Genomic DNA, 12,412 nt, shown 5'->3' with positions numbered 1-12,412 from the left:
CGGCGTGGGGCGTCGGGCCTAGGAGCGGCCGGTCCCGCCGCGCGGGACGTCACGGAAGGCCCGGTCGCGGTCCAGGGCGGCCTCCCGCGGCATGCCGAGGACGCGTTCGCTGATGACGTTGCGGGCGATCTCGGTGGTCCCACCGCCGATGCAGGTGGTCTGGCGCAGCAGGAAGTCGGTTCCGCATTCGGCGACGGCGCCGTCGCCGGGCGCCCAGGCCGCCGCCGCCGACCCGGCGATGTCGAACGCCATGGAGGTGACCCGGGTCGAGGAGAGCCCGCCGAACAGCCGGCCGATGGCCGCCGACTGGTCGGGCATCCGCCTGCTGATCATCCCGGTGCGCAGCCGGACCTGCAGGGCCTCCCGGACGAGGTCGAGCACCCGGCCCTCGCCGATGAGGTCGCGGGTCCGCGGGTCGTCGAGGCGGCCGGCGTCGCGGGCGACATCCACCAGGAAGGTCGCGTCGACCCCGCCGTAGGTCCAGCCCGCGGGCATGGTCACCAGCGGTGAGTTGTGCAGCATCCGCTCGTGGAACATCCAGCGGGTGCCGACCGTCCAGCCGTCGTCGACGGCGCCGACCCGGTCGCTGTCCGGCACCCGGACGTCGGTGAGGAACTCCTGGCAGAACTCCTTGTTCCCGTTCAGCATCTCGATGCGCTGGACGTCGACCCCGCTCTGGCGGATGGGCAGGATGAAGACAGTCAGACCACGGTGCTTCGACACGTCCCAGTTGGTACGGGCCAGGCACAGCGCCCAGTCGGACCACCAGGCCCCGGTCGTCCAGATCTTCGAGCCGTTCAGGATCCAGTCGTCGCCGTCGCGCACCGCGCTGGTCAGGACGGAGGCGACATCCGAGCCGCTGCTCGGCTCGGAGAGGAACTGCATCCAGATCTCCTCGCCGGAAAGAATGGCGGGGATGTGCCGGCGCTTCTGCTCCTCCGTACCGAACTCCAACAGCACGGCCGCGCACGGCGAGAACGTCGGCGCCTGCAGCCGCGCCGGATACTCGTGGCCGGTGATCTCCTCGTTGAACGCGCGCTGGTGCGCCGGGCTCAGGCCCAGCCCGCCGTACTCGCGCGGGAAGCAGATGCCGGCCAGGCCGGCGTCGAACAGCATCCGCTGGATCTCGCGCTCGCGGGCGACCTCGGCGAGTTCCTCCGCGTCGGTCAGGCGCGCCCGCATCACCCCGGTCTTCTCGTGCCCGACGATCGGGCGCAGGTTGGCCCGGATCCNGGCCCGGGCCCGCGCGCGGAACTCCTCGACGCCTTCCGTCGGGTCGGTGGTCATGCCCGCTCCTTGAGCTGCTCGACGACGCCGGCGACGCGCAGGCGGTGTTCGGCCGGGGTTCCGTAGAGAGCCCGGTTCACGGTGACGCGGCGCAGGTACAGATGCAGGTCGTGCTCATAGGTGACGCCGATGCCGCCGTGCAGCTGGACGCATTCCTGCAACAGCTCGGTGCCGTAGTCGCCGATGTACGACTTCGCCGCGCTCACCAGCTCGGCGGCCTCGGGCGATCCGGCGTCGACGGCGGCCGCGGCCGCGTCGTTGATCCCGTGCGAGGCCTCCAGCCAGGTCTTCATGTCCGCGAAGCGGTGCTTCAGCGCCTGGTAGGAGGCCAACGGCCGGCCGAACGAGTAGCGCTCGAAGGCCCACTGGACGGTCATGTCGAACGCGGCCTGCATGGCGCCGACGGCCTCGGCGTTGTGGATGACGATCGCGAGCTGGAGCTGGCGCTCGACGAGCTCGGCCGCCTCGCCCACCGCGCCGACCACGGCGCTGGCCGGGAGGCGCACCTCGTCGAAGCGGACGGCGAAGAAGCGCCGGCTGAGCTCGACGGTGCGCAGCGGTTCGATGCTCACCCCGGCGGTTCCGGCCGGCACCAGCAGCTGGGTCAGCCCCTGCTCGCCCCGCGCGGTGACCAGCAGGTGGCCGGCCTGGGCCGCCGCCTCCACCGGGCGCGCCACGCCACTGAGCACGAGGTCGCCGGCCCCCTCGTGACCGGCGCCGCCACCGCTTCCGCCACCGTCACCACCGCCACCGTCACGGCTGCCGGCGTCACGGCTGCCAGCGTCGAGCCGGTACGAGACCCCGGTGCTGCCCAGCTGGTCGAGCGGCGGTGGGCCGCCCAGACACCACGAAGCGACCGCCGCCCCCGACAGGATGTCCGCCAGCGCCGCCGTGTGCGCCCCGCCGCTCGAAGCGAGCGCCGCTGCCACGACGTTTGTCGAGGTGAGCGGCCCGGGAGCGGCGCGCAGCCCGAACTCGTGCGCGACGAGGGTGAGGTCGACGAGCCCGGATCCGCTGATCGAGCCGCCGCCCTGCTCCTCGCTGACGAGCAGCGAGGTCCACCCCAGCTCGGCGCCGGCCTGCCAGTAGTCGGGCTCGAAGCCCGAGGCACTGCTCCGCAGGCTCCGGACGGTCTCCGCCGGGACGCGGTCCGCGAGGAAGCGGGCTGTCGCCTCCCGTAGGACCTCCTGGTCAGGACTCAACTCGAACAGCACGATGCGTCCCCTTACGTCACCGGACGACCGGTCAGCCCGCACAATACGGACCGGCGGTCCACATCGGCAAGGGATGCCGGACCAGCGGCCCGCGGCCCACGTGCTCCGGTCAGCCGACGGTGTCGCGGGCGGTGTCGTGGGCCGTCGCGAGGCGGTGCAGTCCGGCGCGGACGTTGTCCAGGTCCATCTGGCGTTCCGACACCAGGTAGTCGATGACGTCGGCGCGCAGCGCCGTCGACAGCATGTAGGTCAGGTAGTCGGTGTCGTCGTGTGGGTGCGTGACGGCGAGCCGCCGCGTGAGCTCGTGCAGCCAGTACTGGCTGGAGGAGTGGGCGTAGTAGGAGTGCGGCACCCGGTGTTCCAGGGCTCGGATGAGCGTCCGGTTGGCCCAGACGAAGTCGAGCAGGGCATCGAGATAGGCGTGCAGCGCGTCGTCCGGCTCGCCGCCGGGGCCCAGCGGCGGCGGCCCGTTGTCCACGAGTCTTCGCATCGAGGCCGCGCGGGGGAGCAGCACCGCCTCGATCAGCGCCGTGCGGTCGCCGAAACGGCGGAAGATCGTGCCCTTGCCGACCCCGGCGGCGCGGGCGATGTCGTTCATGGACACCTGTTCGACCCCGTCGCGGTCGAACAGCTCCGCCGCGGCCGCGAGGATCGCGGCGCGGTTGCGGGCGGCGTCGGCGCGCTCCGTTCCGGTCACCGCTGTACCCCCTTCTGCAGTTCATGAGGACGATCCTCTTGCCGATGTGGACCGGCGGTCCGTATCGTGACGCCCTAGTTCGTACGGCCAGGCCGACCGCGGTGCGACATCCCATGAGCCGGCGGGCGAACCGGGGTGGGAAGGCGGCGGGAGAGCTGGCTGGCATGGGCGTCGGGCAAGGGAGCCGTGTGACGCGAGGTGACCATCGTGCTGTGTGAGTTGGGCGCTGACCAGGAGGTCCTCGGCGATACCAGCGCCTGGGCCCCGCGGGATCGAGCCGTGGTCCCGCCACCGCCACTGAGCTCGGCGCCACTGAGCTCGGCACGGCTCGGGAACCTGGCGGTCCGGCGCTCGCGCCTCACGGACCATCTTGCCATGAGTCGGGCGTCTTCCATGCGTTTCGGCGACCCGGCTCCCCGCGGTTCCGCCCTGGCCTGGTGCGGGCCTCGCGGGTTCGACAGCTACGGTCACCCGTTACACGACCAGCAGGAAACACCGCCGGACGGTGTTGAAGGGACGCGGTGCAGACTGTGACAGACTTCGAGGCAGTTGACTTCTTCCGGGGCGACGAGCTTGTCGAGGACCCGTACCCGTACTTCCACGCGCTGCGCTCCAAATGCCCGGTACAGCCGGAGCCGCACCACGGAGTGGTGATGGTGACCGGGTACGACGAGGCGGTCTCGGTCTTCCACGACTCCGACCACTTCTCGTCGTGCATCTCGGTGACGGGGCCGTTCCCCGGGTTCCCGGTCCCGCTTGAGGGCGACGACATCTCCGAGCTGATCGAACGGCACCGGAACGACCTGCCGATGAGCGACCAGCTGCCGACGTTCGACCCGCCCGTGCACACCGACCACCGCGCCCTGTTGATGCGGCTGATCACCCCGAAGCGGCTGAAGGAGAACGAGGAGTTCATCTGGCGGCTCGCGGACCGCCTGCTGGACACCTTTCTCGCCAAGGGCGAGGGCGAGTTCATCAGCGGCTTCGCCGGCCCGTTCGCGCTGCTGGTCATCGCCGACCTGCTCGGTGTCCCCGAGGAGGACCAGGACGAGTTCGCCGACCGGCTGCAGCGCCGGCCCTCCGCCGAAGGCGGCGTGGGAAGCATCGGCGACGACCACATGGCGCACTCGCCGCTGCAGTTCCTCTACGACAGGTTCAGCACCTACATCGAGGACCGCCGGCGCGAACCGCGCGACGACGTCCTGACCGGCCTGGCGACGGCGACCTTCCCGGACGGCTCGATCCCCGAGGTCATCGACGTCGTGCGGGTGGCGGCGAACCTGTTCTCCGCCGGCCAGGAGACCACCGTCCGCCTGGTCAGCACCGCGATGAAGATCCTGGCCGAGCGGCCCGAGCTGCAGGCGCTGCTGCGCCGCGAGCGCGAGCGCATCCCGAACTTCATCGAGGAGACCCTGCGGCTGGAGAGCCCGGTCAAGGGCGACTTCCGGCTCGCCAAGGTCCCGGTCACCGTCGGCGGTGTCGAGATCCCGGCGGGTACCACCGTGATGGTCGTCAACGGTGCCGCGAACCGCGACCCGGGCCGGTTCGCCGACCCCGACACCTTCGACGTCGCCCGGCCCAACGCCCGCCAGCACATCGCCTTCGGCCGCGGGATCCACTCCTGCCCCGGCGCGCCGCTGGCCCGGGCGGAGGCGAGGGCCGGTCTCGAGCGGCTGCTCGACCGCACCAGTGAGATCAGGGTCTCCGAGCGGGTGCACGGCCCGGCCGACGCCCGCCGCTACACCTACCTCCCGACCTTCATCCTCCGCGGCCTGACCCACCTGAACCTGGAGTTCACCCCGGCGGCAAGCGGCAGCTGACGCCGGTTTCTACACCCTGACAACGAGGTTTCTGGGGAGTTCGTCGATAATGTCCTTACAAGGCGCGCGTTACACCAGTCCCACCTCCATCGCTCCCGCCGAGGGCTGGAACGTGGAGCGGCTCACCCCGCCCAGTCGTCTCTTCGGCGCCAACGGCCTGCGCACCGGCCCGGACGGCCGCGTCTACATCGCGCAGGTGACCGGTAGCCAGATCAGCGCCCTCGACGTCACGACCGGGGCGCTGGAGACCATCAGCGCCAAGGGCGGGGACATCATCTCCCNGGACGATGTGGCCTTCGACCCGGCCGGCAACCTGTATGCCACCGAGGTCATGGAAGGCCGGGTCAGCGTCCGCGGCACCGACGGTTCCACCCGGGTGCTGCGGGACGACGTACCCAGCGCGAACGGCATCACCGTCCACCAGGGCCGCCTGTTCATCGGCGAGTGCCGCATCGGCGGGCGGCTGATGGAGCTCGACCTGGCCGGCGGCGCGCCCCGGATCCTGGCCGAGGACGTCGCGATGCCGAACGCGATGGAGGTCGGCCCGGACGGCCTCCTCTACTACCCGGTGATGGGCACCAACGACATCTGGCGGATCCACCCCGACGGCGGCGAGCCCGAGCGGGTCGCCGGCGACCTGGGCGTCCCCGACTCGGTCAAGTTCGACTCCGAGGGCTTCATCGTCTCCACCCAGGTGCACAGTGGCGAGGTGCTGCGGATCAACCCGCGCAACGGCGACCGCACCGTGCTGGCGAAGCTGAACCCGGGCCTGGACAACTGCACCTTCGTCGGTGACCGGCTGTTCGTCTCGAACTTCACCGGCGAGATCACCGAGATCCTCGGCACCGGCGAGACCCGCACCACGCTGGCCGGCGGCCTGAACTGGCCGCTGGACCTGACCGTCGACGCCGAGGGCAACCTCTACGTCGCCGACGGCACCTACTTCTACCTGCTTCCCCGCGGCGGGACCCTGCAGACGCTCGGGATGCTGTTCAGCCCCAACTACCCGGGCTTCGTCCGCAGCGTCCAGGCCGTCGGCGCCGGCGAGTTCATCGTCGGCACGGCGAGCGGCACCGTGGTGCGCTACCGGCCGCTGAGCCAGGAGTCCGAGGTCCTGGCCGAAGGACTCGACCAGGTCTACGGCGTCGCGGTCGCCGCGACCGGGGTGGTGGCCACCGCCGACTTCGGCGCCGGCCGCGTGCTGCTCATCCGTTCCGGCGGCCAGACCGAGGTGGCCGCCTCCGACCTGTCGAAGCCGCTCGGCGTCGCTTTCACGCCCGACGGGACGCTGCTGATCTCCGAGTCCGGCGCCGGCCGGGTCGTCGCCGTGACCGGTTCGAAGGTCGACACGGTGGTGGACAACCTCTCCGACCCGCAGGGCATCCTCGTGCACGGCGGCCGGCTCTACATCGTCGACTCCGGGAGCAAGGAGCTCGTCAGCACCGACCTGCAGGGCAACGACCGGCAGACCCTCGCCCGGCACCTGCCGCTCGGCGCCCCCGCCGGCGTCATCCCCAAGCCGCTGCGCGGCATGCAGCCGTTCTCCGGCCCGCAGGGGCCGTTCGCGGGCATCGCCGCCGGGCCCGACGGCACGCTGTACGTCTCCGCCGACGCCGAGGGCAGCGTGCTGGCCTTCACCCAGGCTGGCTGAGCGGGCCATGACCGACAAGGACTTCTTCGGCCTGGACGGCCGCGTCGTCATCGTCTCCGGGGCGGGCGGCGGTGGCATCGGCACCACCGTGGCCCGCACGATCGCCACCGCCGGTGCGACCGTGATCGCGGTCAGCCGCTCGCAGGAGAACCTCGACACCCACGTGGCGCCGCTCGCGGAGGAGGGCCTCCCGGTCATCCCCGTGGCCGCCGACGCCGCGACCGACGAGGGCATCGCCACCGCGCTGGCGGCGGCCGAGAACGCGCACGGGGACCTGTACGGGCTGGTCAACATCGCCGGCGGCGCCGGGCCCGGTACCTGGATGCCCGCGACCCGCGTGAGCCGGTCGGACTGGCGTGAGCTGTTCGCCTGGAACCTGGAGACGATGTTCTTCATGAGCCAGGCGGTCGCCGCGCGGCTGCGCTCGGCGGGGCGTCCCGGCTCGATCGTCTCGCTCTCGTCGATCAGCGGCATGAACACCGCGCCGCTGCACATCGCCTACGGCACGGCCAAGGCCGCGCTGGTGGCGGCGACCCGCACCCTGGCGGTGGAGCTCGCAGCCGAGAACATCCGGGTGAACGCGATCGCGCCGGGGGTCACCGCCACCCCGGCCTCGCTCACCTACGTCGACGACGATCCCGAACGTGACCTGCGGGCCATCGCCATGGGTCGGCGCGGCCGGCCGGAGGAACAGGCCTCGGCGATCCTCTTCCTGCTTTCCGAGATGTCGAGCTACATCACCGGGCAGACGATCCTGGTGGACGGCGGTCTCAATCTCAAATGGACCCACCTGGGTGCCGACAACACGTCCCTGTTCCTCAAGGACGAGAACTTCCGCGCCGCCATCACGCGCCCCTAGAACCCCCCGCGGTTTCACCGGAGAACTGGGCGAAGCTGCGCCAGACAATGACCGACTATCTCCTCAAGCGGGACGGAGAAACGTCATGACGGAAACCGTCGAGAACATCGGGGCCGCGGTGGAGCCGGAGCCGCTGTCCGAGCCGCTCACGATCGGCCTCGAGGCGTACCTGTCGCCCGAGTACGCCCGGGCGGAGCGCGACAAGCTGTGGCGCAAGGTGTGGCAGCAGGCCGGCCGGGTCGAGGAGATCCCCAGGGTCGGGGACTTCATCACCTACGAGATCCTCGACGACTCGATCATCATCGTGCGCACGGCCCCGGACCGGATCCGCGCCTACCACAACGTCTGCTCGCACCGGGGCCGGCCGCTGGTGGACGTCCCGCCGGGCAAGCACGACGCCCGCGGCCAGAAGCGGCAGTGGGTCTGCGGGTTCCACGGGTGGCGGTACGACCTCGAAGGCGAGAACACGTTCGTCGCCGAGAAGGAAGACTGGAAGTGCAGCCTGACCCCGGAGAACACCCGGCTGCCCGCGGTGAAGGTCGACACCTGGGGTGGCTGGCTGTGGATCAACCTGGACCCGGACAGCGGCCCGCTGCGGGAGTACCTGGAGCCGGCGGCCAGCCTGCTCGACCCGTTCCAGCTGCAGAACATGCGCTTCCGGTGGCGCCGCTGGCTCGTCTTCGACTGCAACTGGAAGGTCGCCCTTGAGGCTTTCATGGAGACCTACCACGTGCCGTACACGCACCCGGAGTTCATGAGCTTCGGTGCCTTCCTCGGCTGGTCGAGGGCTCAGGGCCTGCACAGCAACATCGGCTATGACGCGCCGAAGGGCATGGACGAGAACCAGGCGAAGCTGCGGGTGGGAAGCGGCGCCGACGCCCGGCTTTCCACGGCCGAACTGCAGAACTTCACCTGGGAGAACGCCAACACCAACACCACCCGTACCCTGGTCGACGCCGCGAACCGGCTGGCCGAGGAGCTTCCCGAGGGGACCNCGTCCGGCGAGGTGCTCCAGCACTGGCTCGCCTCCGCCCGGCGGGCGGACGCGGAGCGCGGCGTGATCTGGCCGACCGTCGACCCGGTGCTGGTGGGCAAGAGCGGGACGGCCTGGCAGATCTTCCCGAACTTCCAGATCGGCCACGCGCTCAACAACATGCTCTGCTACAGCGCCCGGCCCTACGGCTACGACCCGGACAAGTGCATCTTCGAGGCGGCCGTCTACGAGCTCTTCCCCGAGGGTGAGGAGCCGGAGACGGAGTGGGAGTTCACCCCGCCGGACGACCCGGGCTGGCGCACCGTCCTGCCGCAGGACTTCTCCAACATGGCCGCCATCCAGAAGGGCATGAAGACGCTCGGTTTCACCGGGCCGAAGCCGAACCCGTACCGCGAGCGCACGGTGGTCAACCTGCATCACAACCTGGCCCGCTACATGGGAACCGGTGAGCCGCGCCCGCTTGCCTGAATCCCCGCGCCGCGCTGACCCCGTCGCCCTGATTCCGGTGGCCCTGGCTCCGGTGGCCCTGGCTCCGGTGGCCCTGGCTCCGGTGGCCCCTCCCGCAGACTCCGCACTCCTGCCCGCGTGACAGGAGCATTCGCGATATCACGAACCGAGGAACACCATGCAGAACTGCGCGCCGACGCAGACACCCGAGATCGACCACGACGCCNTACGCGCCAAGTACCTGTATGAGCGGGACAAGCGACTGCGGGTCGACGGTCAGAAGCAGTACCTGGTGGCCGAGGGCGACCTGGAGGAGTTCCACGCGGCCGACCCGTACATGCCGGTCGTGCCCAGGCTCCCGATCGTCGAGGACGTCGAGGTCATCGTGCTCGGCGGCGGTTTCGCCGGCCTCATCACCGCGGCCCGGATCAAGCAGGCCGGCATCGATGACGTGCGGATCATCGAGCACGGCGGTGACTTCGGCGGCGCCTGGTACTGGAACCGCTACCCGGGCATCCAGGTCGACTCGGACAGCTACTGCTATCTGCCGTTGCTGGAGGAGGTCGGCTACATACCGAAGCGGAAGTACGCCTTCGGTGACGAGGTCTACGAGCACTGCCAGCGCATCGGCAAGCACTTCGGGCTCTACGACAACGCGATCTTCCACACCCTGGTCCGCTCGCAGGAGTGGGACCCCTCGATCCAGCGCTGGCGCATCGGCACGAACCGGAACGACGAGATCCGGGCGCGTTTCGTGGTCATGTGCCAGGGGCCGTTCAACCGTCCGAAGCTGCCGGGAATCCCCGGTCTGCAGGACTACACCGGCCACACCATCCACACCGCGCGCTGGGACTACGAGTACACGGGCGGCAACGCGAGCGGCGGGCTGGACAAGCTGGCGGGCAAGAAGGTCGCGGTGATCGGCACCGGGGCCAGCGGTGTGCAGGTCATCCCGCACATCGCGCAGACGGCCGAGCACCTCTACGTGCTGCAGCGCACGCCGTCGTCCATCGACGAGCGCGGTGACGTGCCGACCGACCCGGAGTGGGTGAAGACGCTGCAGCCGGGCTGGCAGCGCGAGCGCCAGCGCAACTTCCACACCGCGGCGTTCGAGGCCTTCGGACCCGGCCAGCCGGACCTGGTCTGCGACGGCTGGACGGAGATCAGCCGCAACCTGCAGGCGCACCTCGACGCCACCGACGGCTGGGCGGCCCTGGCTGATCCGGCGAAGTTCATGGAGCTTCGCGAGATCGTCGACTACCAGGTGATGCAGCGACTGCGCGACCGGGTCGACGCCATCGTCACCGATTCCGCGACGGCGGAGATCCTCAAGCCGTACTACCGGTTCCTGTGCAAGCGGCCGTGCTTCAACGACCAGTACCTGCCGACCTTCAACCGGCCGAACGTCACCCTCATCGATGTTTCGAAGACGCAGGGTGTCGAGCGGATCACCGAGAAGGGCTTCGTCGCCGACGGCGTCGAGTACGAGGTCGACTGCATCGTCTTCGCCAGCGGCTTCGAGATCACCACGGACCTCGACCGTCGGCTCGGCATTCTCCCGTTCGCCGGCCGCGACGGCCGCTCGCTCTACGACCACTGGAGCGACGGCTACCGCACGCAGCACGGCATCATGACCCACGGATTCCCGAACCAGTTCTTCACCGGGTTCATCCAGGGCGGTGTCACGGCCAGCACGACCTCGATGTTCGAGCAGCAGGCGGATCACATCTCCTATGTCATCAAGGAGACGCTCGCCCGCGGCNCCAGCACCGTCGAGCCCACTCCCGAGGCTGTTGACGCCTGGTGCACGACGATTCGCGAGTCGGCGATCGACAACAGCAACTTCGAGCGGGAATGCACCCCCGGCTACTACAACAGCGAGGGTGAGAAGAAGCGCCGCTCGCATCTCGGTGACCCCTACTGGCCCGGTTTCTACGTGCTCGAGGACCTGTTCCAGGCCTGGCGCGACTCAGGTGAGCTCGAAGGTCTCGTCCTGGGCAAGTGAAGGCGGCCCCACCCGTGACGCGTGCCAAGGAGGAACACTGATGTCGGAACTGCGGTTCGACGGCCGGGTCGCCGTGATCACCGGCGCCGGCCGGGGGCTGGGGCGGTCCTACGCGCTGCTGCTCGGCGCCAGGGGCGCCAAGGTCGTCGTCAACGACCCGGGCGGCAGCATGCGCGGCGACGGCGTGGACGCCGGGCCGGCGGAGGAGGTCGTCAAGGAGATCATCGCCGCGGGCGGCGAAGCCGTCGCCTCGCTGGATTCCGTCGCCACCCCCGAAGGCGGGCAGGCGATCATCCAGTCGGCGCTCGACCACTACGGCCGGATCGACATTCTGATCCACAACGCCGGGACGGTGCGGTACGCGCCGCTGGCCGAGATGACCTACGAGGACTTCGACGCCGTGCTCGACGTCCACCTGCGCGGTGCCTTCCACGTGGTCCGCGCGGCGTTCCCGTTGATGCAGGCGGCGGGTTACGGGCGGGTCGTCCTGACGTCCTCCATCGGCGGGCTCTACGGGAACAAGGCCGTCGCCAACTACGGGACCGCCAAGGCAGGCATCATCGGCCTGTCGAACGTGGTCGCGCTCGAAGGCGCGGAACACGGTGTGACCTGCAACGCCATCGTTCCCGGCGCGCTGACGCGGATGGCCGAGGGAATCGACACCTCGGCCTACCCGCCGATGGGGCCCGAGCTCGCCGCCCCGGTCGTGGGCTGGCTGGCGCACGAGTCCTGCTCGATCTCCGGCGAGCTGCTGGTCGCGATCGCCGGCCGGGTGGCGCGAGCCTTCATCGGCGAATCGCCGGGGATCTACCAGCCGTCCTGGACGATCGACCAGGTCGCCGAGCGGATCGACGAGATCCGCGACACCAGCGACCCGTGGATCCTCCCGGTCGTCCCGTCGGCCCACGTCGACCACATCGTGCGCAGTTTCGCGATGGCCACGGGCTCGGCCGAGGGCACCGTCTGACACCTCGGCACCGCACCGCACCACACAGACCATCTCCGACCCAGCTGCGGGTGAACCGCCCGNGCGGACCGAAAGGGGGATGGGGAGCCCGGGTCACAACGGTTGAACCGGCCCCCTGACTACCATGGGTGTGAAAGTCTACGAGCGTATTCTTCAGCTTTTCGAGGCCGAGGGCATCGACACCATCTTCGGTATTCCCGACCCGAACTTCGTGCACATGTTCCATCTGGCGGAGGAGCGCGGCTGGAACGTGGTCGCGCCGCATCACGAGGAGTCCGCCGGGTTCATGGCGGAGGCGGTCTCCCGGATGACGGGGAAGGCGGCGGTGTGTATCGGCACCCTCGGCCCCGGTGTCGCGAACCTGGCCGGCGCGATGATGTGCGCGAAGGTCGAGAACTCGCCGGTGATCTTCCTGGGTGGGCAGCGGGCCCGGATCACCGAGCAGCGGGTGCGCCGCGGCCGCATCCAGTT

At 70.1% G+C, this 12,412-nt stretch carries 8 protein-coding genes and 5 pseudogenes; 10 read left to right on the top strand and 3 right to left on the bottom strand.

Annotated elements, in window-relative coordinates:
• Positions 1-18 precede the first annotated feature (18 nt).
• The 3 genes and pseudogenes from UG55_RS05130 to UG55_RS05120 form a co-directional block, all read right to left on the bottom strand.
• Positions 19-1,232 (bottom strand): annotated as a pseudogene (locus UG55_RS05130) (acyl-CoA dehydrogenase family protein); the annotation flags it as partial.
• A 51-nt stretch (positions 1,233-1,283) separates the two neighbouring features.
• Positions 1,284-2,501, bottom strand: a complete 1,218-nt coding sequence (locus UG55_RS05125) for an acyl-CoA dehydrogenase family protein (protein WP_066063602.1) — start codon at positions 2,499-2,501, stop codon at positions 1,284-1,286.
• Between the two features lie 109 nt (positions 2,502-2,610).
• On the bottom strand, positions 2,611-3,198 hold the full coding sequence (locus tag UG55_RS05120) for a TetR/AcrR family transcriptional regulator (protein ID WP_066063599.1): 588 nt from the start codon (positions 3,196-3,198) through the stop codon (positions 2,611-2,613).
• Positions 3,199-3,728: 530 nt separating this feature from the next.
• Between UG55_RS05120 and UG55_RS05115 the strand changes: the two genes are divergently transcribed.
• The 10 genes and pseudogenes from UG55_RS05115 to UG55_RS05085 all read left to right on the top strand — a co-directional run.
• Complete coding sequence (locus tag UG55_RS05115) at positions 3,729-5,018, top strand: cytochrome P450 (RefSeq protein ID WP_066064116.1); 1,290 nt, start codon at positions 3,729-3,731, stop codon at positions 5,016-5,018.
• 49 nt (positions 5,019-5,067) lie between these two features.
• A pseudogene (locus UG55_RS32625) lies at positions 5,068-5,299 on the top strand (gluconolaconase); the annotation flags it as partial.
• Between the two features lies 1 nt (position 5,300).
• Positions 5,301-6,669: SMP-30/gluconolactonase/LRE family protein (locus UG55_RS05110; protein WP_242423765.1), on the top strand; the 1,369-nt coding region annotated here is incomplete at its 5' end.
• A 7-nt stretch (positions 6,670-6,676) separates the two neighbouring features.
• On the top strand, positions 6,677-7,528 hold the full coding sequence (locus UG55_RS05105) for an SDR family NAD(P)-dependent oxidoreductase (RefSeq protein WP_066063596.1): 852 nt from the start codon (positions 6,677-6,679) through the stop codon (positions 7,526-7,528).
• 85 nt (positions 7,529-7,613) lie between these two features.
• A pseudogene (locus UG55_RS05100) lies at positions 7,614-8,522 on the top strand (aromatic ring-hydroxylating dioxygenase subunit alpha); the annotation flags it as partial.
• Between the two features lies 1 nt (position 8,523).
• Positions 8,524-8,990, top strand: a 467-nt coding sequence (locus UG55_RS32620; RefSeq protein WP_396230808.1) for an SRPBCC family protein, incomplete at its 5' end; no start/stop codon positions are given.
• Between the two features lie 206 nt (positions 8,991-9,196).
• Positions 9,197-10,731, top strand: a pseudogene (locus UG55_RS05095) (flavin-containing monooxygenase); the annotation flags it as partial.
• Position 10,732: 1 nt separating this feature from the next.
• Positions 10,733-10,974, top strand: a pseudogene (locus tag UG55_RS32615) (monooxygenase); the annotation flags it as partial.
• A 40-nt stretch (positions 10,975-11,014) separates the two neighbouring features.
• Positions 11,015-11,941 carry an SDR family NAD(P)-dependent oxidoreductase gene (locus UG55_RS05090; protein WP_066063591.1) on the top strand — a complete coding sequence of 309 codons (927 nt, stop codon included), beginning with the start codon at positions 11,015-11,017 and terminating at the stop codon, positions 11,939-11,941.
• 124 nt (positions 11,942-12,065) lie between these two features.
• The coding region (locus UG55_RS05085; protein ID WP_255360428.1) for a thiamine pyrophosphate-binding protein at positions 12,066-12,412 on the top strand (347 nt) is incomplete at its 3' end.

This window comes from Frankia sp. EI5c, assembly GCF_001636565.1.
Lineage (GTDB): Bacteria > Actinomycetota > Actinomycetes > Frankiales > Frankiaceae > Parafrankia.
Note: the sequence above shows the minus strand (reverse complement) of the source record. Positions and strands in the feature narration are given on the sequence as shown.

Bases quoted from the DNA above. Each gene is read 5' to 3' on its own strand.
- UG55_RS05105 (WP_066063596.1), top strand. From the start codon at position 6,677: ATGACCGACAAGGACTTCTTCGGCCTGGACGGCCGCGTCGTCATCGTC.
- UG55_RS05090 (WP_066063591.1), top strand. From the start codon at position 11,015: ATGTCGGAACTGCGGTTCGACGGCCGGGTCGCCGTGATCACCGGCGCC.